We start from the raw sequence: 23,626 nt of genomic DNA, 5'->3' as shown, positions 1-23,626 counted from the left end.
GAATAAAAAAATACAGAGACTCAGCGGTCAGCTCTCTCCAAATGGTCTACGTATTCTTTTGCTTCTTTGAGGCCAACGCCGCTCGCTTTTCTAAACTCTTTGATGGCTTGCATTCTTTTTCCCGAAGCAGTTAGCATACGCAATCGCTCATCGATATTTGATAGCGAGCCGGCATGGTTCATATTCGGTGAAGAGGGAGAACTAGATAAGCTGGACTTGGGCGATGCAGATGAATCGGCTCGGTTATTGGACCAGTCCATGGTTAATTTCATTTCATTAAGCTGTTTTTGCAGGCTGATCACCTTTAGCAGCAGAAGTGACAGAATTAAAGCGCTTGAAGCAACAAACTCCACGATATCCACGTGCAATCCCTCCATCCTGTTTGTGCATTGATAATATCACATCAATGATTAAGCTCAGGGAGAAATGGCCTCTCACAGGCTCTTGCCGGAAAAGCGTCTTCGATCGGCTTATGGAAGTGGAAAAGTTTTGATAATGAGAATGATTATTACTATAATAAGAGAGTTGGAAGGTGCAAATAGATATGGAAGGTGAACATGATGACGTTACTGGAACAATTGCCACTATGGAATCATGCGGCTATTAGGGTGCTTGATATAAGGCGATCCATATTGCAAGCGAGCGAGAGCGTTCAAGGGTTTCGATTGCCAGCGAGTGCATTCTTGTTTGCAGTGAATGGGGAGGCGAGGATTCTTATCGATGGAATCGAACACCTCGCAGATCGCTGTTACGTATGCCATGCTGGCAAAGGCGCGACAATGGACATTATTCAAGTGGAAGAACCATTCGACTATTATTTTATTTTTTATAAAGCGGCTCTCGTTTTGCCATCTCGCAAGGAATTGTTACATGTATTTAAAAGCAATAATCCATTTCATATGCAATACGGTTTCGCTCCAGCCTATCCGCTGGGACTCCTCACGAGAATCGAACAGATGCATGCCTATTGGCTGCTCGACGGCGAGCTTGAGCGGTTTCATGTAAGAGCCTTATTTCATCAATTGGTGTATGACCTTCTGCAGCAGCTCCACGCGCGGGAGGGAACAGCCGCCATTCAGCCCGATTATGTAAGACAAACGATCCGCTTCCTAGAGGAGCATTATGCAGAAGCGATAAGTGTGCAGGATCTTGCTCTAGCTATGCGATGCAATGAGAGAAAGCTGCAGAGGTTATTTAAAGCAAAGCTTCGGATAGGGCCAATGGAATATCTCATTCAAGTTCGGATGAATCATGCACAAGCGATGTTATTGAACACGAACGTACCGCTTAAGACCATCGCAGAATCGGTAGGTTACGGAGATAGTTATTATTTCAGCCGCGCTTTCAAGAAGCATTGCGGCGTTTCTCCTCTTTATTTCAGGCAAAACCGTCGGATAAGTGCATCCTACATGTCGCGTTATTCCATTGGCTCGGCTAACAATGTCTCTTATAATAATGATTGTGATAATCATTATCAACAAGTTGACGGGGGAGTTTTTGGAATGAATCGGAGTAAGAGATCGGTATTGGCGGTTAGTTTGATGTTGAGTGTGATTCTGTTGTTGAGCGCATGCTCGACTGGGAACAGCGTTGGCAACAATTCGGGAGGGGCTAGTCCTACAGCAGCTTCAACTAATGTTTCTTCAAATACAAATGCAGCACCGACATCGCAGCCAGCGTATCCTGTCGTGATTAAACATATGAAGGGTGAAGAAACACTGGAGCAGCATCCTTTGAAGATTGCGGTGCTCGATACCAAATTCGTGGATCAACTCGTTACTTTAAACGAGCAGCCAGCGGGCAGCGTGAAAGCAGCAGCAGATAAATCGGACTTTCCTGCCTATTTGATGGATAAGCTTACAGACGTTAAAGTGCTGGGTACGAGGGATGAACCGAACCTGGAAGCCATTACGGCCATGGAACCGGACTTAATCATTTGTACGGAATTTCAGGAGGAAGTATACGAAAGCTTATCTAAGATCGCACCGACCATTATGCTGGACTTTAACGAGGATTGGCGGGATACACTCGCTACATTCGGGAAAATCGTAGGGAAATCAGAAGAAGCGAGTGACGTCCTCGAACAATATAACGAGAAAACGACTAAGCTGAAAGCGGAACTAAAAGCTAAGCTTGGTGAACAGACAGTGGCATTGATACGCCCGCGGGATGAAGGCATTCGCATCCATACGCCAAGCCACCGCGCAGCATCCATTCTATACAATGATCTTGGCTTGTCTGCCCCGCAGCAGGTACTAGAGGAGAAGGACACGGCCTATCAAGTTCCTTTAGAAGCTTTGCCGGGTGTAGGTGCGGATCATTATTTCCTTGTACAAGATGATATGTTCAAAGCGATTGTTGAAGAGTTCCAGCAGACGGAAACTTGGAAAAACGTCGAGGCTGTGAAGAACAATCAAATTTATGATGTGGATTCGAATGTATGGATTGCTTATTATGGGCCGATTGCCATCAACATGGTCGTAGATCGAGTTGCGGAAGTGTTCCTGGGTACGCCATAATATGACGGTTACATTATCAGCATCCGAGTGGGGCGATTTAGGCAGCAGATATCACCTAACGCCAAGTGATGATGGTTTGCCCGCTGATCGCTTCATCGTATCAAGCGAATTGCTGGATCGGGACAAATGCGAGTCTTATTTGGATCAGCTGGCTGCGGAAATTGGCTCGCCTTCGAGAAGAGTGACAGCATCCATGCTCGCGAAGCGTTATGCTTTTCTAACCGTTGCCCCTGTCCTCTATGCAATGACGGTAATGGATAAGGGCTTGGAGCTTGCGCCGAGCCACTGTCGGTTGGTTTCGCCTAGCGACAGCGAATATCTTCAAAGCCATTCTAGATTTCCTCATTTGAGCTTAGACGGTTGGAATGTCACTGAACCAGAAGCAGGGAAGCGGGCAGAGTGGCGGGATCAAGTGATGCGTCAACTATTCGAGGAGCATCTCACCCCATTATTTCATTCCTTGTCTATAGTTGGGCAGGTGCCTCGGGCAGTGCTATGGGAGAATGCAATGGTCAGGATTATCCCATTGTATGAGGATGGGTTAGAGGATGAAGAGGATCCGTTCATCTTAATGAGGCTGCATGATGATTTTAAGTTTATTACAGAGAAGGCATCTCCAAGCTTATTCGGAGAACGAAGGAATCCACTAAAGATGTTTATTCGTGGAAAGAGCACAGACCAGACCGGCAAACAGGCAGCCTATAAGCGCAAAACCTGCTGCTTTTATGATGAGATGTCTCCAGAATGCTGCAGAGCTTGCCCGAAACCAGTTAGCTGAGAAGGATAGCATTCGTGCGAAAATGGACGGCCAAGACGCAATAAAGCCTGTCAAGCTTGTCTCGACAGGCTTTATTGCGTTGAACGCCAAATTGAATAGGAAGGACAGCGAAGCTGTCTCCTTAGTATACAAATCGGAAACCTATCGTTTTGAAAAAATGTCGGTTTCTAAGCATGCGGAGCACCCTTCGGGATGCTCCTTCCTTGTTATGCGGTTTGAAATACCTGCCCTAACTGGATTATAACGATCGCCATTCGGGCAAATTTATTTAAATTTCTCAGGGAACTGCTTCACAATCCCTTCAGCAAGGGCGTCAGCAAGCATGATAATATGATCTTCCCCTTTGTCGAAGGCAATGATATCCGCTTTCCAGTCCTTCGATATCCTTGCCGTGACCTGATCCGTCAGCAATTGCAAATGGGTGTACAAAAGCTCTTGCAGTTCTTTCTCTGACCAGTTCGGGTTGGCGCTGCTTAGGAACTTGGCGATATCGTCGGCGTTCCGGTACCACTCTTCATTATGTTTTTTCAAATCGGCTTGATTACCGCTTTTTGCCGCATCGACAACCTTTCCTGCAATAAGGATATGCTCCTTCAACAGTTCAGCGAGCTTGTTGCCCGCCTCTTCCCCGTAATAAGGCTTGATCGCGTTTCCGATGTCTTGCTGATTTTGTATCAGTCTCGCCAGCACGTCCTGTTGATCCATTAATCCTGCAAGGGCGCTCACGATATAACTCCTTGTCCAAATCGCGTGATCAATCCACAGCTTCCTTAGATTTTGCTGAAGCTGTACTTGCTTAGGCTGTAAACATGACCTGGCGCCTTGCTCGGTTCCATAAGCTTGTGCGCTTAATGGGGACAAGCTGAATACGAGTAACATAATCAGTAACATCGACACTGGGAATCTTTTTTTCAAGTTTAGTAACTCCTTTGTATGTGGACTAGCCTTATTAATGTGGACAAAAACAACTATTTTATTCCAACAAGCAAACCCAATTGAATGTGACAAAAATGTAATAGTAGCCCCTTGGTTTATCATCAGATTCGTACGACAGTGAGGGCTGCAAGACATACAATTAGACACGAGTCGATGCCAGCCACTCCACCTTCCGAATTGCTTCTATTTCAAAAGTGTTCACAGCGGCTGCGATAATGCAGCTTGTCGATCAAGGGCAAACTTCACTGCAAGATAATATTGAAAAGTACCTCGATGGTTATCGATTAACGAACCCTTTCGGTACGCCTGTTACGATCGAAAATGTATTGACGCATACGACCGGCTTTGAAGTGCGTGAGCCAACAGATGCTAGCTATTTATTGGATTCATCCAGGCGTCCGATTTCCCTGAAGGAAAGTGTCTTCGATGTATTCCCGCCAGTGGTACGCATGCCCGGAGAGTCGTACATGTACGATAATTTCGCATCAAGGCTGCAAGGGTACATCGTTCAGCAGGTAAGCGGAGAGCCTTTTCAGAGCTATATGCAGAAGCATGTATTCGGACCGATCGGTATGACCTCCAGCAGCTTTAAGCTTAATAAGGGGTTAGTTGAACGGCTCGTTACTTCCTATGATATGGAAGGAAGTGTGTTGCTTTATTCGCTGTACTTCTCGGCTGAAAATGAGTCGCGAGTCATGCTGCCCTACGATATCATTTTTGAGAATAAGGAGAACAACTCCCTAGCCTTCCGCAAGCAATTGGAGAAGGACGGAATTGAATTTGTTCATTACCCAGTCGAAGCGATTCGTGTGACAGGCGTGTTTGGCAGCGGTGGTCAGGAAGGACGCAGCCTATTGCTGCTTCCAGCAGAGCAGTTGAGATCGAGTGATGCAAAGATGGATATACCAAGGCAAGGCGAGGCAATCTGGTATAAAGGCCAGAAGAAAGCTGTAAGCATCGAGCAGGGAATTGCCCATTACCCACAAGAGGTTCATGTCGGATCAGGCGGGTCTGATAGTGTCATCCATATTGCAGAGGGAATTGATCGGTATGCGGTTAACTTTCATTTGAGCGGCCGACAACTGGTCATGAGAGAGGCAGAACTGCATGCCATTCGTAAGCGGATGCCGGCTTCATCTGGGCAGGATGTTGTTCGATTAGATGCGTTTCAGATTGAAAATGCGAGCGAGCGTGCAGCGGCATCTCGTTTGTATGCGAAATTTGCGAAGACATACTCGGCGTCCGCTCCAGATTTTTACGCGTATTATCAGGAGTCGCTGCGAAAGTTCGGGCTAATCATTTTTATTGCCGGTTTTCTAGGACTCATCTTTCTAATCGCCACGGGCAGCATTCTGTATTTCAAGCAAATGACGGAGGCGGAGCAGGAGCGTGGCGTTTATACGATTCTGCGGCAGCTCGGATTCTCAGAGCGAGAGATCATGGGAGGCATTGTCCGAAAACAATTGTTTGTATTCACAATACCGTTGGCGATTGGACTGGTACATTCCAGCTTCGCCGTGAAAGCGGCCTCCGCTCTGACGTTGTCAGACATTGCCTTTCCGGCGGCGATGGCTATGGCGATATACACGGTTATTTATTTCGCGTTTGCTATTCTAACTATAGGCTATTATCGCCGTGTAGTTAGGCTGGCACTCTAGCTCCTCATAGATATGTCACATTACGCTTTCCTAAATCGTTATACAGGCACAAAAACGAATTTAGGAGTGAAAAGCATGAAGACATTAACCTGTATTGTCATTGGCGCGGGATACGCGGGTATCCATGCAATGAATGAAATCCGCAAAAACGTGAGTCATAGAAATAAAAGCCAGTCTATGAAGTTTATACTCATCGACAAAAATAAGTATCACCTTCGCAAGGTTATGCTCTTCAAGCCAGCGGTAACGGATGAAGACATTCGTACACCACTTACTCAGTTGTTTCCTGAAGGGGTCGAGCTTCTTCAGGGGACTGTTACGGAAATTAAAGAAGCAGAGAGTAAGCTGCTGCTGCGCGATCAAATGGATGTCGTACAAGAGCTGAGTTACGATATACTTGTAGTTGCAGCAGGAAGCAGGATCCGTTGTCCGGATGAATCACAAGGCGGACTGCCGCTTGCTTCATTGGAAGATGCCTTAAGCATCCGGACGGCATGGTCTGCTAATATGAGGCAAGCTGCCAAAGAAACAAATCCGACCGAACGAGAGCGCTTAATGACAATTGCTGTAGCGGGAGCAGGTATAAGCGGTATTGAAACAGCCGCGGAGCTAGCTTATCATGTACGGACAGATGCCGAGCATTTAGGATTAAACCCCGATCAGGTGCGCATCCGTTTGTACAATGCGCATGAAAGATTATTTTTAGATGGTCCTGACAAAGTTGCCGTGAAGCTTGAGACTATCCTAAAGGAAAATGGTGTAGAGGTTGTGCATCGTAGTCGTGTGCTTCTAGAGGAGAAGGGGAGACTTAGCTTGTCTGACGGAACAGAGCTGCCGGTAGGCTTGTGTGTTTGGACTTTAGGACTAATGCCCAATCCGATCGTAAAAACATGGGGCTTGCCGGTAACACAAGACGGATTTGTGAAAATTGATGCAAGCTACAGGGTACAAGGAGCTCGCGGTATTTATAGCATTGGAGATTGCGCGAAAGTTATTAATCCAGCTACGGGCCAGACGGATGGCATGACCTGCAAGGAAGCTATTCCTCAAGCCGCTCGGCTAGGCAAAGTGGTTGCAGCCGATTTGGAAGGACATCCAGCGCCTACGCATACTAGCTATATGGATAGCTTTAGTATCGGTCTTGGTCCAAAGAATGGATTGACGTGGGTAAATAAATGGGGGTTGGATTTTATGATCACAGGCAAGATGGGCTATCGAATCAAGCAGCTGGTATGGAATTTAGGCAGCTCAATTAAATAAACCTACCAATTCTAATAGAAGGGAGTGATGGAATGGAGCATTTATATGAGCAATACAAAAGGCTGCTGCTATCACTTGCCTACCAGCTGACCGGATCTTTCTCGGATGCGGAGGATGTCGTTCAGGACGTTTTTTTAAAGGTTTATGATGCAAAGCCGCAGGGACTAATCGAAGCCCCTCAAGCCTACTTGTGCAGAATGGTAACTAATCGCTGCAGTGATCTGCACAAATCAGCGGCCAAGCGAAAAGAAAAATATTTTGGCGAATGGCTGCCCGAACCGGTGCCTACCTCAACCGATGAAACATTTGAAATGATAGCTCGCAATGAAATGTTGTCTTATGGCATGCTGGTGCTTCTAGAACAGCTGTCTGCTGCCGAAAGAGCCGTATTTGTACTGCGCGAGGCGTTTGGGTTCAGTTATGCAGACATAGCGGCGGTCATCGATAAAAGTGAGGCAAACAGCAGAAAGCTGTATAGTCGTGCAAGAGTTAAATTAGGTCCATTCGATCGGGAAGAGGCAGTTGAGCTTGAGGCAGAAAAAGCGGTATGGGTGAAACAATTTCTGTCTGTGCTCGGTCAGGATGACGTGGATCAGGTATTGGCGATGTTAGGCAAGGATGTGGTGTTGATCTCCGATGGCGGCGGGAAGGTATTTTCTGCAGTTAATCCGATTGTAAGTCCAAATGCGGTTTCCCGTTTCCTTCTGGGGCTTGTTCGCAAAAATACGCAGCAAGGAGGAGCATGGACATTTACACTCAGTGAAATCAATGGTCAATTAGGTCTTATTATTCATTATGGGCAAAAGGTGGATTCAGTCTTTATGTTCCAAGTGGAGAACGGGCTTATACACCATATTTACATTGTCAGAAACCCGGACAAATTGAAACGCTTTTTATAGGGGGATGGATAAAGCGAAGGAGGACCTTATAATCAAAATTAAAAAGCGCAATCCTATATTTCTGATTATAGAAATCGTTGTAGCACTATTCGTTATCTTCTTTCTTTATTTCTCGTATAAAAATGATAATGATATTAACTTTGTTATGTTCTTTCTTTTAATGTCCTTATTCTCGTTCATTAGAACGATTGAAACAAAAGCGAAAAGTCATTTAATCGTTTTTTCAATATTTGTCATTGCAGCAATCTTCATGTTCGTAAGTTGAAATGCTTTTTGAATTTTCCATAGCTCAATACAACGATAAACGATTAACATGATTAGAGCAGCCTAGGTAGAAATGGATAGTTCGGTAAAATCAAACTCATAGAAAAGGGATGGATCAGGTATTAACCCTGCTCCATCCCTTTTTTGGGCAATTGCTGCATTTGGCCTCTTTCATAGGATTAATGTTCTTGTCTTTGAAGGAGTACGCACGGTCTGAGGCGAACAATATCTTTGGTGAGCTGCAGTCCTTCGCTGCGGAAGTATATTTCATGAGGACTTAACGGTTACGAATATCGTCGCGATGCCGAGCTTGCAGACATGGACGATCTATTGCTTGATTAGAATGAGGGGGAGCTGTGTTGGGGAAATGGATTTTTTAACGGAAGCTTATATTGCACAGGCGAACAGATTGCTGCGCCTGCCTCCAACGGTTTTGGATGCGTTGTATGAGTCGGCCGTCATTGTACGGGGACATGAAGGTTTGCTTGAGCTGCTGCGGCAATGCAAGCTTGATGCCTTATCAGAGACCGATGTCGATACGTTTGCGGCAGCGGTGGAAGGTTATCCCAAGTTTGTGGCGGATCAAGAGACATACTTAAGATCGACCATGGGGGACCATGCAGGCATGTTCAGCGTTATTCTCCTGCTCGGCCTGCTGGATTGGATGTCAGCCTATTATCGCTCACAAGGTATATCAGAGGATGTTCAAATGGACACGTTGGACGATTTATTAATCTGGATGAAGCATCATTACGAGGAAAAAGGAGCTTGGGGTCTTGGCAACTTAGCCTGGCTGCTTAACCATATGGGAGGGAAGCTACATCGGCTCGGACGGCTGCAATTTATACGGAAGGCATTCGATCAAGCTGTTATCGGACTGCGCAATGTGAACAATGGCCAAGTGATCCTCCTATCCGAGCAGGGAATCGCTTATCGCCAAGACGGAAGAGTGGACGGCACGAACGGGCAGTGGGAAGCCGAGCAGGGCTGGACCTCCAATTACGAGCAGACGCATGACAGCTATACTGGAAACCCTATTCTTCCAAGCGGCTTCGCAGAGAATACGACTGTAACGCTATCCACCGACGAGTGGCGTATCGTCATTCAACGAGGAGATTCCGCGCTGGAAATTCACATTCCGGAGGGGAGCCCAATGACACCGCAGTCATGCAAGGAATCGGTTGCTCGTGCGATTTCATTCTATCATGATAGGATGCCGGAGCAGTCGATTGCCTCGTTCGTTTGCGTTTCGTGGCTGCTGGACCCTCAGCTCGCCCAGCTCGTTCCCGAAGCTTCTAATATTTCTGCTTTCCAGAAGATGCTTCATTTGTTCCCGGTGCGGTCGGATGATCGTGAAACGTATGAAAGAGTGTTCGGAACAGACAAGCTTGACCTGTCAACAGCAAAAAAGGACTCAGGATTGCGGCGAGCAATCATCCTGCATGTCGAGAGCGGCCACCGTCTTCATGGCGGCGGCGGATTGCTGCTTGTGGAGGATCTAAGCAGTATTCATTAGACCATCACTTTTGATCTAATCGCATTGTAGAGAGAGACTGAGTGGAGTGAATGCATGTTTCACCTATTAGAAACAGAAAGATTGCTGCTAAGAGAGATTGCAATGGAAGATGCGGCTAGCCTATTCGCTTGTTTTTCCAATGAAAATGTGACGCGCTATTATGGACAAGAAACTTTAGCCCATATCGAACAAGCAGAAGCATTTATTGATTTTTTCGCAAATAGTTACAGGGAAAAAAGAGGAATACGTTGGGGAATTGAAATAAAAGGTTACGAGGGGTTAATTGGTACGATTGGGTTTAATGCTTGGTCCTCCAAGCATAAACGGGCTGAAATAGGGTATGAAATTCACCCTGGTCATTGGAGAAAGGGCTATAGCTTGGAGGCATTAGCCAGAGTTATTTCATACGGATTTGATGAGCTTGGCCTTACTCGAATAGGCGCCATCGTTTTTACAGAAAATGAAGCATCTCATCAATTGCTCGCCAAAGCCGGTTTTCAAAAAGAAGGAATATTAAGAGACTATATGTATCAAAATGGTAAAGCGCACGACACCTGTGTATATTCACTCCTTAAAAATAATCAATAGAAAACGAGCTCCCGTTATGTGCGAATCGCAAATGACGGGAGCTTATTTTAGTTTTCATAACCTATTTGCTTTCGCAGCCGGCGCGTATTATAACCGATGCTGCTTCGCTTTTAGATTCGATATGATACCGATTAAACCTAAAGCATCGTTCGTTTAACCATGTCATATGAAATACTTAGTTATAGAACTTGGCCATCTCGGATCAACCGTTCACGCAGTTGTCCATAATGCACGGCCTGCACGCTGCAGCCTGCTTTGACCGCAAGCGCCGCTGCGGTTGCCGCGGATTGCCCGAGCGCCATGAATACCGGCTCCATCCGAATCGAGCCATAGGCGATATGGGAGGAGGACAAGCAGACAGGTACGATTAAATTAACGCACTCGGATTCCTTGGGCACAATCGAGCGATAGCTGATCGGGTACGGTGCGTTCAATCCGATTTGCACATCACCCTCATTGGTGACGAATCCAGCTTCATTCACATGGCGCTGGACATTGTGCGAGTCCATTGTATAGGATCCCATGGCGACGCTGTCCGCGACAGGCAATCGGAGGAACAGATGATTCTCATTCATTACGAGATCGCTGACCATTCTTCTAGATTCCCGGATGTATAGCTGCGGAGTCCAGTGGGCGTTATCCGTAAACTCATCGAGCGGAAGTCCCCATTCCTTATAAAAGTCGCGAATGCCTTCAGGTATGCGCGGATGATTCTGCAGCGTCCAGACGAGACCCTTTTGATAGGCTTCATGGGCAGCAGCGATACATGCTCTTTCTGAATATTCAGCCTCGGGATAATCGTAATTGAAACCGATGTAGTCCGTGGAAAAACCTTTATCGTTGTTGGAGTCTGTCTTACGGTTAGGCAGCATTCGCAATTTGAAAAAGATGGTTTGCCCGCATTCCGCAGCACGAAACATTAACTCGTATTGCCGTTCGTCGTATTGCATTGGTTTATCAATCATGACGCGATTGCTCGGATCATCTGTTAGACACATGCGATAGCAGTAGGCTTGAAGGCGATGGTCGCCTTCTCCGTCTTCACCGCCGGCATCCGGATTGACACCTGGCAGAAGGCCGCTAGCTGGGTTTCCTTTCACGATATAAGGATCGATGCCACTCGGCAGTTGATTCTTCAATGCTGTGGCTGTCTGTATGCCATTGTAGGTTTCCCCGTACACATTGCCCGCTTCACGGCCGGCAGCATAAGAAACTCCGGCAGCTTTCATCAGATCGCCTTCATAGGTAGCGTCGATGAACATGCTGCCTGAAATCACTTTTCCTGATTCCAATCGAATGGACTCGATGCGAGAGGCAGACGTTGCAGCGCCATTCGTTTGCAGGAGCCGCTCGTGATAAAGGACCTCGATCCCTTCATCCTCTATCCAATCTAAAAACACAGACAGCGCTATTTTGGGTTCAAACATCCAAACGGGGTTTTGCTGCCCGTACTTCCGCCCAATATCCTCGTAAAACGCCAACGAAATGCCGCCGATTGCTGCTGTTTGGCCAAAGTCGGTATCGCCAAGCCCTCCGCTGCTTAACCCGCCAAGCCGTCCAGTAGGCTCGATGATGACAGTGGCTAGCCCCATTCGTTTGGCCTGAACGGCTGCAGCAATTCCCGCAGACGTTCCGCCGTAAATAACAAGATCATAGTTCATCATATCCGTCCTCCGATTCATTTGTATATATCAATGATCAAATATAAGCCTTACTAGTGGCGGCTATGCGAGTAAGACAATAATTATGCTAGAATCATTGTATACGAAGCTGCTATGGCTAGACGATTAACGAATCTATTATGTTTGTATAAATCTACACTCGAAATCGGAGAGGTGGCGATGAGCAGAAATGATTGAACTATTCGGAGCAGGCTTTGATGACCGGGATCCAAGCTGGAAGCGGCAACGGTCAAAAACAACGGCATGCGCATTAGCGCTGATTATTTCAGGCAAGCTTGTTTATCGCATTGATGGCGTAACCTTGCATTTAAGCAAGGGAGATCTGCTTTTCATTCCAGAAGGAAGGATGAGAGAAGCTTTCCATTCGGATCAGGATCATCATCAGAAATATTGGGCTACCTTCGTGATGGACGAAGCGGGTGCGGGGATGCTGCCGATGCTTCATCAGCAAGTTCCTATTGTCGTGAAGACGGGGCAATACGAATATATGAAGCAGCGATTCGCGCAGCTCATTCAGCAATGGATGGGCAAGCTGCCCTACTACGAGCCGATAAGTGCCGCTACGCTAACCGACATGCTGGGGCGTATGAATCGCGAGCTGGATGCGAAGCAATACCCGTCGCCTATGCTGAAGATCATTGCCCGCATCCAAGATTACGTGCTGACTCATTATCGCGAAGACATCCGGGTTGACCAGGTGGCGATGCTAGTTGGCCGCTCGCCAAACTATATATCTACGTTGTACCGAAGGCTGACCGGCAGCTCATTGAAGGAATATATCCACCAGGTGAAGGTGTCCGCTGCGCGTGATCTGCTCTATCACCATCAGGTGACGGTTGGGCAAGCAGCCGATTATGTGGGCTTTTGCGATCAGGCTTATTTCAATCGTGTATTTAAAAAAGTGTATGGTTTCCCGCCGTCCATTCTATTGAAGGAGCGCAATCGTGCTTTGAAGCCGAAGGGGGACAGTATAATCGAGTAGGAAGAAGGCAGGAGCATAGACGAGTGCCTCGGATGTACAGCGGGGGCAGCGATTGACAACGGCCGGGGCGACTTCGGAGCAAGGCTGATTATCTATACAAGCATGGATGAACTAATCCATTATCATACTTAAGTAGCTATAAAACGGAGAGGTGCGGCAGTTATACTATTTGCAAATGAAAGCAAGGAGGAAAGTCATGAAAGCAATCATTTGCACGGAATATGGCTCGCCTGATGTTCTTAAGCTCCGAGAGGTAGAAAAACCTGTTCCTAAGGATAATGAAGTATTGGTGAGAGTATTTGCGACTACGGTTACATCAGGGGATTGCAGAGTAAGAAGCTTTAAAAGCCCGGTTTTGTTATGGCTGCCCATGAGAGCCGTATTAGGCTTCAAGCGGCCGCGAAAGCCGATTCTTGGAGTGGAACTGGCTGGTGAAATTGAAGCGATTGGCAAGAATGTGACACGCTTTAAGCAAGGTGATCACGTATACGCACTAACAGGGATGAGATTCGGTGGATATGCCGAATACGTCTGTCTTTCAGAATCCGGGATGGTGGCTGAGAAGCCGGCTAATGCGACCTGCGACGAAGCGGCTGCCTTAGCATTCGGAGGTACTACCGCACTTCATTTCTTTAGAAAAGGGAATATCAGAAGCGGTCAAAAAGTGCTAATTTATGGAGCTTCCGGTGCGGTAGGAACCGCTGCGGTACAACTGGCGAAGCATTTTGGCGCACAGGTCACAGGAGTATGCAGCGCCTCGAACATGGATTTGGCAAAATCCTTGGGAGCTGAAAGAGCGATTGATTACACAACTGAGGATTTCACGAAAAAGGGCGAGTCTTATGATCTTATATTCGATGCCGTTGGAAAGCTTTCGAAAGCAGCAGCCAAAAAAGCCCTTGCTCCCAATGGGGCATATGTGTCTGTCGTGGGGCAAGGGATGGTAAAGGAACGGGTTGAAGATTTATTGTTAATCAAAGAGCTGGTGGAGAAAGGGGAGCTGAAGCCTGTCATTGACAGGCGTTATTCGCTCGCCGAAACGGCGGAGGCCCATTATTATGTAGAACAAGGACGCAAAAAAGGTAATGTAGTGATTACAATCGTACAATAAGGAGTTGCCTGAGCCTGATCAGGACATCGGTGCTTGGTTTCTTTCTCTATTGAAAGTGACGAAAGCAGCAAAGATCAGCAGGACGATACTTGTAAATATGAACCCTTCGGTAATGTCGAAGTGCAGCCATCCGAGCGTAGAAGATCCGGCAACAACGCCGAGGGAGAAGAAGGCGTAGAAGTAGCCATAAGCTTTCCCGCGCAGCTCGGCTGGCACGGCCTTGATGAGCATCGTATTGATCGATGGGAATAAGAAGGCAAATCCCACGCCATATAAGCCTAAAACAAGGTAAAGCGCTAATGTTGTCGTCGATTGGCTAATCAGAAGCTGGCTAACGCCCATTAATCCCATACCGATAGCCATCGTATGCGATGAAGCAACAAGGTCGAAGATCCGATTCGTGGGAAGTACAAAAATGAGCACGGCAATAATCCCGAACGTGCTCATAAGCGTGCCGCTTAATTTCGAATCATAACCAAGCGTTTGAACGTGTAAGGGCAGCAAATATGCAATGACGCCTTGTGAAAACATTAAGAAAAAGGCACCGCCATAAGCCTTGAGTACACCTGCGTTGAAGAGAGAGGCTCTTGAGGCAGGGACGGCAGTGTTTTTTTCTTTCCGAGAAATGGTATAAGATCTAAGAAAAACAGCCGACAGGACCGAGAGGGAGAATCCCAATAGGGCTACGCATGTAAAGACGAAGGGCACAGAGGTTTTACTTGCCATTATCCCGCTGAATGCTGGGCCGATAATGGCTGCAAGTCCAACAAAAGTGCCGGTAAAGGCGACTTTTTTCCCTTGTTGGTCATTCATAGTCGTATTCGCTGAGAATGTGAAAGCAGCGGGTACGATGAGACCGGCGACAAAGCCATGCAGAATTCGAACAAAGATAAGAACGAGCGGTTGATCAACGAGCTGATAGAGAAGCAGAGCGCCGCTTGACAGCAGCAGACCGACCATAAGAATTTTGAAAGGTCCAACTTTGTCGGTCATAATGCCCGATAAAATATTGCCGGCCGTATTGGCTAGCGAATACAGTCCAATTACAAAGCCCACAACAAATGAGCTGGCACCGACGGATGCGGCGAACGTGCTCATGACAGGCAGCTGCGAGAATAGATCAAAAAAAGAGAAAAATACGATGCTGTATACTAGCAGGGCATAGTTGAAGGGCCTTACCTTATATTTGGCAAGCGCCTTCTTCAACTGCCAATCCAGTAAAAAGTTGCCGAAGGGCACAAAAGCTGCGATAACGGCTGCAGCAGGCCAAAGGATACTCCATCTAACCCGAATGGCTGCGTAAAGTATAGCAAGCGCATAGCAGCTGAAAATGCCGCCGTGAATGCTGCCGACAATCGTTACCGCTTTTTCGATTCCCCATATGTATTTCAACGGCATGGCGATACTCAGCAATACTAATAATGAAATACCATCTAAAAGACCCGTCATACGTAAAATATTGATTGGATGTGCCCGCACTTTATATGCTCCTAGTTTATATTTTGGATTGGAATACTCTATTCTAACATGATATGAGCCGACTAAATACGCTCCGAAATGGGAACATTTTAAGAACGCCTTCTTTATGCGCGAAATTCAAATGCGTCATGTCATTTCCAGCCGCTGCTTCTAGATGGTATGATAGGAAGCAGGGGGGACAAGCTGATGAATAATGAGACTACTAACGAGGAAATAAACAGCAAGCAAGAACCGATGACCGAGGAGAAATGGGCCGAGCTGATAAAGGCTGTTCACCATAACGGCATTATTGCTCTAAAGATGCACTTTAACGAAGTTGAAGGGCAAGTGCTGAATATGGAAGCGTACGGCCCTGTTTTTGTTTTTCATGTGAAAGATGAATCGTCGAACGTATATGCCTGCGGCTTTTTTCTGCGCGAGCTGATCGCAAGATTCCAATCGGGCAATGCACCTGATGTATGGATGTCTTCATTCTTCACCGATCTGATGGAAATCGAGGGCGGGAAAGCACTTCCAAAGCCGGCTACAAGCGAAGATGAAGCAAAAGCAATCATCGACAACATTCTCGTACCGCAATGCATTAAGGCAGTCCGTGAGGAATTTGCTCCTGAACAGGTACATGCAGGTTTAGCATGGAACGAAGAACACGGTCCAGTCTTTGAAGCCGGATTCCCAGCTATTACTGAAGGAAATAACGTATGTGCAATTCCTTTGCATCTATTGTTGACGCACTTGCAGTTGAACCGAGATCCAGCTGAGCTTCTGCTGCAAGGCTTGTATGGTATCCGAGAACAGCATGGAATAGAATAAAACATGAAATCCGTTGAGTAAATATTTTTAAAAACACGCCACGCAACCTTTAGAGGTTGCGTTTTTTATTGTTACTTGATCCCGTCCATGGTGGTCGCATATGCGCTCGTACCAAACGTATGGCCTCCTGTAGAATGGATTATTATGGAATCGCTCATGGATGGTTCCCTCTTGCTCCATATCGCTTCTAATTGAAAATGATTATCACTTCAATTATAAATCGCCACGGATTTTGCTGCAAGCTATGACCTGGAAAACGAATAGCTCCATCTTTGCCAAAAACGGCTTGGTTGTTGACGCTATAGAAACGGGGTCATTATAATCAGCTTATGAACATACCCATTATATCTACGAAACTGTATATCCCGCCGCAAAGGCTTAAGGCAGCTTCCCGTTCCCGATTAATCGAAAGGCTGAATGAGGGTCTCCCTCGTAAGCTGACACTGATCTCCGCATCTGCCGGATTTGGTAAAACAACGCTGGCAACAGATTGGCTTGCAACCTGCAAGCAGCCTGCAGCATGGCTATCACTAGATGAAGCGGACAATGACCCCGCACGGTTTTTTACATATGTATCCGCTGCATTGCAAACCGTGGGGGTACATGCTGGAGCAGGCTTGCTTGCAGTGCTCCAATCTCCGCAATTGCCGCCAATCGAATCGATTCTCGTATCCTTGCTCAATGAAATCGCGCTCGCACCGCATCCTTTTATCTTCGTTCTTGATGATTATCATGTGATTGATGCACCATCCATTGAACATGCGATTGCTTATTTGATCGAGCATATGCCGCCGCAAATGCATTTAGTCATCGCGTCGCGTCATGCTCCTCGCCTCCCATTGGCTCGGCTGCGCGCCAGTGGACAGTTGACTGAGCTGAGCGTGCAGGACATGAGATTTACGTCCTCAGAAGCAACAGGGTTTCTTACCAAGGTGATGGGTCTTAAGCTATCGCCGACTCATATCAGCCAGCTAGAAACGAAGACGGAAGGGTGGATTGCCGGTTTGCAGCTAGCTGCGATTTCGCTGCAAGGTCATAACGATGCTGCCGGATTTATTCAATCATTCACGGGCAGCCATCGCTTCGTACTGGATTATCTAATAGAAGAAGTCCTTGAGCGGCAATCGCCAAGCATTCAAAGGTTTCTGCTGAGTACGGCGATCCTAGAGCGGATGTGCGGCTCTTTGTGCGATGCGGTGCTGAGCCATGACTCATCTGCACCCCAGCAGCACACACTGGAGGAGCTCGAACGTGCGAATTTGTTTATCGTTCCGCTGGACAACGAAGGGCGTTGGTACCGTTATCACCATCTATTTGCTGATTTGCTGCGGAAGCGGCTGACCAATAATCAAAATTCAGCTGTCAGTAAGATCGAGGTGGCTGCAGCAGAGCTGCATACACGCGCCAGTATTTGGTATGAGAATCATGGTCTAGATAATGAGGCGTTTCATCATGCAGCCGCCGCAGGCGATATGGAGCGGGCAGCCCGATTAGTAGAGGGAGCAGGGATGCCGCTGCATTTTCGAGGTGCTGCCGCTGCTGTACGGAGATGGTTGGAGTCGCTGCCAGCCCAAGCCATGAATGAGCAACCCTCGTTATGGGTGACATATGCTTCGGTTTTATTGTTCGATAGTCAGATTAACGGCGTTGAAGCGAAGCTGCGGTCTGCGGAAGCTGCGCTTCGGAAGGCTGAGCCGAATGCCGCAAACCGGGATCTTATCGGACATATTGCTTCTATACGTGCGACATTGGCTGTCAGCCAGCATGACGCAGAAGCAATCATGAACCAGTCTCTGCTGGCGCTCGACAATCTGCATCCCGATAACTTGCCGGTTCGAACCGCGACAACCTTTGCGCTTGGATATGCTTATCAGCTCCAAGGCGACCGTGCGGCGGCGAGGCAGGCTTATATCCATTCCCTATCGACAAGTGAAGAGATTGGACATTTCATCATCAGCATAATGGCTGCAATTGGTCTTGGCAGCATACAGGAAGCAGACAACCAGCTCTATTTGGCTGCCCAATCTTATCGGAAAGCATTGCAGCTGGCAGGAGACCCGCCCCTTTCGGTTGCATGTGAGGCGCATCTTGGGCTTGCCCGCGTTCTGTATGAATGGAACGATTTGGCTGCCGCTGAACAGCATGCAATCCGCAGTGTTGAGCTGGCGAAGCTGATTGAACGGTCAGATCGATTCGTTGCCAGCGAGGTGCTGCTCGCACGCGTGAAGCTTGCGCAAGGAGATGCCGCAGCTGCGGCTGCCATTGCAGCTCATGCTGCGAAACATCACTTTGAGCACCAAACGATTCAGGTTGCTGGAGCTCAGGTGCTTGGACTGCTCCGCCAAGGCAATCTAGCTGAAGCAGAACGGCTGGCCCAGACTCAGGATATTCCGGTCAGCCAAGCAAGAGTGCTGCTGGCTAAAGGGAATACGGCAGCTGCGCTTGCGCTGCTGGAGCGCTTGCTGCTGCAAGCAGAAGCAAAGGGGTGGCAGGATGAACGGCTTCAGGTCATGGTATTGCAGTCTGCTGCCCTCTATTTACACGGCGATACAAGCAAAGCCATTTCCATGCTGCGTGCCGCGCTGGCGATAGCGGAGCCCGAAGGATTCATGCGCATCTTTATCGATGAAGGCCAAGTTATGGCAGCGCTGCTGGCTGAAGCGGCTGCCCAAGGGGGCGTAACTGACTATGGGCAGAAGCTGCTAACCCTATTCGATGCGGGGACCAAGGCGCAGGTGAACCACAAGCTTAATGCCAGTGCTCGAACGAGCCTGACTGCCGCTCAGCCGCTTGTCGAGCCGTTGAGCGAGCGAGAAATGAACGTTCTGCATTATATCGCTTTAGGTCTGTCCAATCGTGAGATCAGCGAACGGCTATTCCTTGCTTTAAGTACGGTTAAAGGCTATAACCGAATTATTTTCGACAAATTGCAGGTGGAGCGTCGAACAGAAGCAGTGGCTCGTGCGCGTGAGCTGGGACTGCTATAACTTAATGGCCAGATGATCTTCATACTTCATAGTTCATACTTATTAGTCGTTCAGTCATGTCCAGCTCATTCATGTTACCATTATAAGTGTAACTATTCGATTTGGAGGGATGTTCAATATGAACGCGTATCATGCTGCTTCCGATGTTTCGAACCCCCGGGGAGGGCTAAAGCTTGCCGATATTCCTGCCCATGATCCATTCGTCGTTGCAGACGGAGCCACGCAAACCTATTATCTATATACGGGCGGAAGCCCAAAGCTGAACGGAATGGAGCGTTATGGCGTGCTCGCCTATAAAAGCCGGGATCTAGCGGAGTGGGAAGGGCCATATGTCGTCTTTACCATTCCGGACGGCGTATGGACGAACCCGCAGCACGGCGCATGGGCTCCGGAGGTTCACGCTTACGGCGGCCACTATTATTTATTCGTGACGCTCCACAATAACGATAAGAAGCTAGCCGGAGAGGGATACGGAGGTTATCCGCTGCAATGGCGTGGCACTGCCGTTGCAGTGTCAGACTCGTTGGATGGGCCATTCGAACTCGTTAAGAAGAATGCTCCGATTGTTTCGGAGCAGTTGATGACGCTTGACGGCTCGCTGTTTATAGATAATGAAGGCAAGCCATGGATGGTATACTGCCATGAATGGGTGCAGACAGGCGACGGCACGGTGGAAGCTGTTCAGCTGAATGCGGAGCTTACCGACAGTGAATCTGAGTCCGTTCATTTGTTTGATGGTTCGGAGGCGCCATGGGATAATGGCGAACATCCGCCTGACGGCTCGAAGTCGGTGTACGTGACGGACGGGTGCCAGCTGTACCTCACAAGCGGCAACCGGCTAATCATGCTCTGGTCAACGTACGACAACGGCAGCTATGTCCAGACAATCGCGCGCTCTCAGACAGGCAAGCTGGAGGGGCCATGGGAACAGCTTGAGCCGCTGGTTTACGACGACAGCGGGCATGGCATGCTCTTCCGAACGTTTCAGCATGAGTGGATGCTCATCCTTCATTCCCCGTTCCGGATGCCCGATTCTAGATGCAAGCTTTACGAAATGACCGATACCGGAGAAACATTTATCGTGAAAACGGCAAGGCGCGATCTCGATGGAAGTAATGATGTAAGCGCTGCCGAATAAGGTGCTGAATTCGCCGATGAACCATCTCAATTGAGATGGTTTTTTGTGTTTTCAGGGCTTTTTTATATTTTTTTTGTGTAATTCTGTGAAAATGTTAATCCTACAGGCGTATTTAGCTGTGTTATAATTTTGCCCAGAGGTAAGCATTGGCAGTTTAGACCAACTTGTAGTGCTGGGAGGTACGCATGATCAGAGAAGGCCGAAATGTTAACAGGCTTATTATCACAATGGTTTTGGGCATGCTTTTGCTTTGCAGCGGACCATTGTCTATCGTCTCGGCGGGAGAAGCGGTGTCCACGAATGCTGTGACGATCAAACAAAATGGCAAGATCGTGAAGATGACCGATCCTGCGTTCATGCAGAATGGGAAGTTATACGCCCCTGCAGCTCGCATTGCCGAACTGCTCGGAGCCACTTCGAGCTGGGATAAGATCAATGAGGAAGCAACGATACATACTGCTTTAGGCGATACTATTATAATGGGTAACGAAGTTCCCATTGTGTATTTTAACGAAAACCGTTACCGTCTGGATGGAGCTCCTGTCTTGAAAGATGGCAGGTTATACGCGCCATTGCGCCAGCTGTCGGAATTGCTGCACGCTGACGTCCAGTTGAACGCCGAAGCGGATGTTGTGGATTTGATCACCGTGCAGCCAGTGGTCATTTCGCAAGAATATGGGCTAGATGCCATTAGCAAGGAGCAAGGAAGCAGCAAATCAGAGCTGTTGAAACGAAATGAGCTGGATGGGAAGGCAGTCATCCAGTCCGGAACGAAGCTGAAGATCGTCATCCCTTCCGTTTTTGACAAGCCGGTTAAGCCTTATACGGAATCGGATCTTCAATTGCTTGCCAAGATTACGATGGTTGAAGCAGGCTACGAGTCATATGAAGGGCAGCTTGCCCTTGCAAATGTGATCCTTAACCGAGTGAAGAGCGCAAGCTTCCCGGATACGATACGGGATGTCATCTATTCAGGCAAACAATTCCCTCCTGCCCACAACGGCTTGCTGGATAAGAGTAAACCGAATGCAAGCGTGCTGCGCGCCGCGAAGGATGCCCTTAATGGGAAAAACAATGTTGAGAACGCCGTCTATTTCTTTAATCCAAATGTATCCAAAGGCGCTTTCTGGTCAAGTTTGGATGTCATTGCGACAATCGGCCATCATAGCTTCGCAAGATAGGAAAAACCGTTATGGCGAATAAGCCATAACGGTTTTTTGTATGCATAATAATGTTGGCAAGACGCTCTTATAATGGGCATCGTTCCCTCATATATAGATATAGAGGGGGGAAAAGAAATGTGGATAACGATGCTCCTGCTGCTCGGCTGTCTATCTGCTTTTATCGTGTTCAGGAAAAATACAATACCTGTAGTGGACGAAACCGATCATAGGTCGAGAAAGCTTTCTGTTATCATTCCCGCTAGAAATGAACAATTTAATTTGCCTTATCTGCTGGATTCCCTGCAGTCGCAAACGTACCAGCCCTTCGAGATTATCGTCGTGGATGATTTCTCCACTGACCGGACGAGGGAGATAGCGGAAAGCTACGGGGTCAAGGTCATTTCGGGCAAAAGTCTGCCACAGGGCTGGACGGGTAAAAGCTGGGCGGTATGGAACGGTTATTTGCATGCCAAAGGAGATGCCTTCGCTTTTTTGGACGCGGATATTAGGCTTGCGCCACAAGCGCTGGCATTGTTAATGAAGGCAAGGGAGCGCTCTAAGGGAGTCATATCGGTCGTTCCGTTCCATCAAACGGAGAAGCTGTATGAGAAGCTTGCGCTCGTTATGAATATATTGGGCATATTTGCGTTCACGTCCGTTTTCGAGAAAAGCAATCCTCAAAAAGGCGTTTATGGCTCGTGCATCCTAGCTTTAAGAGAAGATTACGAGGCGATTAATGGGCATGAGAGCGTCAAATCCGAGGTTTTGGATGACTTGCTTATCGGATCGAAATTTATGGAGGCGGGCATTCCCGTCACCAATTTCATCGGATATGGATTGGTCTCCTTCCGGATGTATCCAACAGGCATTCGAAGCCAAATCGAAGGCTTTAGCAAAGGCGCTATTTTAAGCACAGGTACTCTTAGCCTTTGGACGGTCGTTCCTATTGCGATTTGGACGATCGGTCTCCTGCTGACGAATGCGGTATGGCTGTTCATTAATACCTCATGGGCGTTGCCTTTAATGATCGGCTACCTCATTTACATGCTGCAATTGTTTTATTTCGCTAAGCACGTAGGCGTTTTTGGCATTCTGATTCCGGTGTTCCATTTCGTTTCTTCCCTTTTCTTTCTTATCGTGATGGGTTATTCACTATATCAGGTCGTTGTACTCGGCAAAGTGAAATGGAAAGGCCGGTACGTCAAAGTAAGAGGCAGGCGGGGATCATGATCATCGTGCTGACCGCATGCTTGTTTCTTTCCGGCTCCCTTATGTTCTCCTATTGGATCGCTCTGCTGCGCAAGAAGAACCTGAGAGCCGTAGGTGACGGAAACCCCGGAGCGATGAACCTCTGGAAGTCTGCCGGTTATCAATTTGGCGCTGCCGGCATGCTGCTGGACTTTCTGAAGGGATATCTTCCTCTGCTGTTCATCATTGGAAGTGGCTACAGCGAAGGCATGCTAATCGTTCCGCTTGCTTTGGCACCTATAGCTGGGCATGCCTTCAGCCCATTCCTTAAAGGAAAGGGCGGCAAGGCGATTGCAGTCACCTTCGGGGTATGGAGCGCCATTACGGCGTTCGAGGCCGCGCTGGCATATGCGATCATTCTCGCGCTGCTTGCGGCAGCGATACGCTGGCTGTACCGCAGCAAGCAGCATTCAGCGCATACCGACGGTTTACAGGTGGTCTTTGGCATGCTGCTTCTCTACCTCTATTTGTACGCAAGGGCGTTCCCTGCCGCCATACAATGGGTATGGCTCGGAAATATGGCTATTCTCGTATATACCCACCGGTCTGAAATTAGGGCTGGGCTGAAAAAAGTGCTCGTTAGGGGCAAGTGAGGCAGGTACTGTCGG

General features: G+C 47.9%; 19 protein-coding genes. 15 read left to right on the top strand and 4 right to left on the bottom strand.

Annotated features, from left to right (window positions below; genetic code table 11):
- Window positions 1-20 precede the first annotated feature (20 nt).
- Complete coding sequence (locus tag FHS16_RS07315) at window positions 21-362, bottom strand: ribosomal protein L7/L12 (RefSeq protein ID WP_183560397.1); 342 nt, start codon at window positions 360-362, stop codon at window positions 21-23.
- Between the two features lie 195 nt (window positions 363-557).
- On the opposite strand from FHS16_RS07315, the gene FHS16_RS07310 reads away from it, so the two are divergent.
- The gene (locus tag FHS16_RS07310; protein ID WP_246431643.1) at window positions 558-2,519 is read left to right on the top strand and encodes an AraC family transcriptional regulator; all 1,962 of its coding nucleotides are present in this window, start codon (window positions 558-560) and stop codon (window positions 2,517-2,519) included.
- Between the two features lies 1 nt (window position 2,520).
- On the top strand, window positions 2,521-3,297 hold the full coding sequence (locus tag FHS16_RS07305; protein WP_183560395.1) for an IucA/IucC family C-terminal-domain containing protein: 777 nt from the start codon (window positions 2,521-2,523) through the stop codon (window positions 3,295-3,297).
- Between the two features lie 264 nt (window positions 3,298-3,561).
- Here FHS16_RS07305 and FHS16_RS07300 read toward each other — a convergent pair whose 3' ends face one another.
- Window positions 3,562-4,212: a glycosyltransferase gene (locus tag FHS16_RS07300; protein WP_183560393.1), complete on the bottom strand. Its 651-nt coding sequence runs from the start codon at window positions 4,210-4,212 to the stop codon at window positions 3,562-3,564.
- A 197-nt stretch (window positions 4,213-4,409) separates the two neighbouring features.
- Between FHS16_RS07300 and FHS16_RS07295 the strand changes: the two genes are divergently transcribed.
- From FHS16_RS07295 to FHS16_RS07275, 5 genes are all read left to right on the top strand, one after another.
- Window positions 4,410-5,891, top strand: coding sequence for a serine hydrolase (locus FHS16_RS07295; protein WP_312890799.1), 1,482 nt, complete (start codon window positions 4,410-4,412; stop codon window positions 5,889-5,891).
- A gap of 75 nt (window positions 5,892-5,966) precedes the next feature.
- Window positions 5,967-7,151 (top strand): NAD(P)/FAD-dependent oxidoreductase, encoded by a 1,185-nt coding sequence (locus tag FHS16_RS07290; protein WP_183560389.1) that lies wholly within the window; start codon window positions 5,967-5,969, stop codon window positions 7,149-7,151.
- 32 nt (window positions 7,152-7,183) lie between these two features.
- Window positions 7,184-8,050, top strand: a complete 867-nt coding sequence (gene sigJ / locus FHS16_RS07285) for an RNA polymerase sigma factor SigJ (protein WP_183560387.1) — start codon at window positions 7,184-7,186, stop codon at window positions 8,048-8,050.
- A gap of 631 nt (window positions 8,051-8,681) precedes the next feature.
- Complete coding sequence (locus tag FHS16_RS07280; RefSeq protein WP_183560384.1) at window positions 8,682-9,830, top strand: acyltransferase domain-containing protein; 1,149 nt, start codon at window positions 8,682-8,684, stop codon at window positions 9,828-9,830.
- Window positions 9,831-9,884: 54 nt separating this feature from the next.
- Window positions 9,885-10,418 carry a GNAT family N-acetyltransferase gene (locus tag FHS16_RS07275; protein ID WP_183560382.1) on the top strand — a complete coding sequence of 178 codons (534 nt, stop codon included), beginning with the start codon at window positions 9,885-9,887 and terminating at the stop codon, window positions 10,416-10,418.
- Between the two features lie 179 nt (window positions 10,419-10,597).
- Here the strand turns inward: FHS16_RS07275 and FHS16_RS07270 are convergent, their stop codons facing one another.
- Complete coding sequence (locus tag FHS16_RS07270) at window positions 10,598-12,082, bottom strand: FAD-dependent oxidoreductase (RefSeq protein ID WP_246431641.1); 1,485 nt, start codon at window positions 12,080-12,082, stop codon at window positions 10,598-10,600.
- Window positions 12,083-12,269: 187 nt separating this feature from the next.
- Between FHS16_RS07270 and FHS16_RS07265 the strand changes: the two genes are divergently transcribed.
- Both FHS16_RS07265 and FHS16_RS07260 read left to right on the top strand, forming a co-directional pair.
- A complete protein-coding gene (locus FHS16_RS07265; protein ID WP_183560378.1) occupies window positions 12,270-13,082 on the top strand; it encodes an AraC family transcriptional regulator in 813 nt (270 codons plus the stop codon).
- Between the two features lie 196 nt (window positions 13,083-13,278).
- Window positions 13,279-14,193, top strand: a complete 915-nt coding sequence (locus tag FHS16_RS07260; protein ID WP_183560376.1) for an NAD(P)-dependent alcohol dehydrogenase — start codon at window positions 13,279-13,281, stop codon at window positions 14,191-14,193.
- Window positions 14,194-14,211: 18 nt separating this feature from the next.
- Here FHS16_RS07260 and FHS16_RS07255 read toward each other — a convergent pair whose 3' ends face one another.
- Complete coding sequence (locus tag FHS16_RS07255; protein WP_183560374.1) at window positions 14,212-15,672, bottom strand: MFS transporter; 1,461 nt, start codon at window positions 15,670-15,672, stop codon at window positions 14,212-14,214.
- Between the two features lie 186 nt (window positions 15,673-15,858).
- Here FHS16_RS07255 and FHS16_RS07250 point away from each other — a divergent pair, with 186 nt between their 5' ends.
- The 6 genes from FHS16_RS07250 (at window position 15,859) to FHS16_RS07225 (ending at window position 23,611) form a co-directional block, all read left to right on the top strand.
- On the top strand, window positions 15,859-16,482 hold the full coding sequence (locus FHS16_RS07250) for a hypothetical protein (protein WP_183560372.1): 624 nt from the start codon (window positions 15,859-15,861) through the stop codon (window positions 16,480-16,482).
- A gap of 329 nt (window positions 16,483-16,811) precedes the next feature.
- Window positions 16,812-19,469: a winged helix-turn-helix domain-containing protein gene (locus tag FHS16_RS07245; protein WP_183560371.1), complete on the top strand. Its 2,658-nt coding sequence runs from the start codon at window positions 16,812-16,814 to the stop codon at window positions 19,467-19,469.
- Between the two features lie 118 nt (window positions 19,470-19,587).
- On the top strand, window positions 19,588-20,607 hold the full coding sequence (locus FHS16_RS07240; RefSeq protein WP_183560368.1) for a glycoside hydrolase family 43 protein: 1,020 nt from the start codon (window positions 19,588-19,590) through the stop codon (window positions 20,605-20,607).
- Window positions 20,608-20,792: 185 nt separating this feature from the next.
- Window positions 20,793-21,788 carry a cell wall hydrolase gene (locus FHS16_RS07235; RefSeq protein WP_183560366.1) on the top strand — a complete coding sequence of 332 codons (996 nt, stop codon included), beginning with the start codon at window positions 20,793-20,795 and terminating at the stop codon, window positions 21,786-21,788.
- 117 nt (window positions 21,789-21,905) lie between these two features.
- On the top strand, window positions 21,906-23,000 hold the full coding sequence (locus FHS16_RS07230) for a glycosyltransferase family 2 protein (RefSeq protein ID WP_183560364.1): 1,095 nt from the start codon (window positions 21,906-21,908) through the stop codon (window positions 22,998-23,000).
- Window positions 22,997-23,611 carry a glycerol-3-phosphate acyltransferase gene (locus FHS16_RS07225; RefSeq protein WP_183560362.1) on the top strand — a complete coding sequence of 205 codons (615 nt, stop codon included), beginning with the start codon at window positions 22,997-22,999 and terminating at the stop codon, window positions 23,609-23,611. The genes FHS16_RS07230 and FHS16_RS07225 overlap by 4 nt, the downstream gene beginning before the upstream one ends.
- The last annotated feature ends 15 nt before the right edge of the window (window positions 23,612-23,626 follow it).

The organism is Paenibacillus endophyticus, assembly GCF_014192395.1.
GTDB classification, from domain to species: Bacteria; Bacillota; Bacilli; order Paenibacillales; family Paenibacillaceae; genus Pristimantibacillus; species Pristimantibacillus endophyticus.
This window is presented reverse-complemented; position numbering and strand designations above follow the sequence as displayed.

Bases quoted from the DNA above. Each gene is read 5' to 3' on its own strand.
- FHS16_RS07305 (WP_183560395.1), top strand. From the start codon at position 2,521: ATGACGGTTACATTATCAGCATCCGAGTGGGGCGATTTAGGCAGCAGA.
- FHS16_RS07290 (WP_183560389.1), top strand. From the start codon at position 5,967: ATGAAGACATTAACCTGTATTGTCATTGGCGCGGGATACGCGGGTATC.
- FHS16_RS07265 (WP_183560378.1), top strand. From the start codon at position 12,270: ATGATTGAACTATTCGGAGCAGGCTTTGATGACCGGGATCCAAGCTGG.
- FHS16_RS07245 (WP_183560371.1), top strand. From the start codon at position 16,812: ATGAACATACCCATTATATCTACGAAACTGTATATCCCGCCGCAAAGG.
- FHS16_RS07310 (WP_246431643.1), top strand. From the start codon at position 558: ATGATGACGTTACTGGAACAATTGCCACTATGGAATCATGCGGCTATT.
- FHS16_RS07270 (WP_246431641.1), bottom strand. From the start codon at position 12,082: ATGATGAACTATGATCTTGTTATTTACGGCGGAACGTCTGCGGGAATT.
- FHS16_RS07230 (WP_183560364.1), top strand. From the start codon at position 21,906: ATGTGGATAACGATGCTCCTGCTGCTCGGCTGTCTATCTGCTTTTATC.
- FHS16_RS07280 (WP_183560384.1), top strand. From the start codon at position 8,682: ATGGATTTTTTAACGGAAGCTTATATTGCACAGGCGAACAGATTGCTG.
- sigJ (WP_183560387.1), top strand. From the start codon at position 7,184: ATGGAGCATTTATATGAGCAATACAAAAGGCTGCTGCTATCACTTGCC.
- FHS16_RS07275 (WP_183560382.1), top strand. From the start codon at position 9,885: ATGTTTCACCTATTAGAAACAGAAAGATTGCTGCTAAGAGAGATTGCA.
- FHS16_RS07260 (WP_183560376.1), top strand. From the start codon at position 13,279: ATGAAAGCAATCATTTGCACGGAATATGGCTCGCCTGATGTTCTTAAG.
- FHS16_RS07240 (WP_183560368.1), top strand. From the start codon at position 19,588: ATGAACGCGTATCATGCTGCTTCCGATGTTTCGAACCCCCGGGGAGGG.
- FHS16_RS07225 (WP_183560362.1), top strand. From the start codon at position 22,997: ATGATCATCGTGCTGACCGCATGCTTGTTTCTTTCCGGCTCCCTTATG.
- FHS16_RS07235 (WP_183560366.1), top strand. From the start codon at position 20,793: ATGATCAGAGAAGGCCGAAATGTTAACAGGCTTATTATCACAATGGTT.
- FHS16_RS07250 (WP_183560372.1), top strand. From the start codon at position 15,859: ATGAATAATGAGACTACTAACGAGGAAATAAACAGCAAGCAAGAACCG.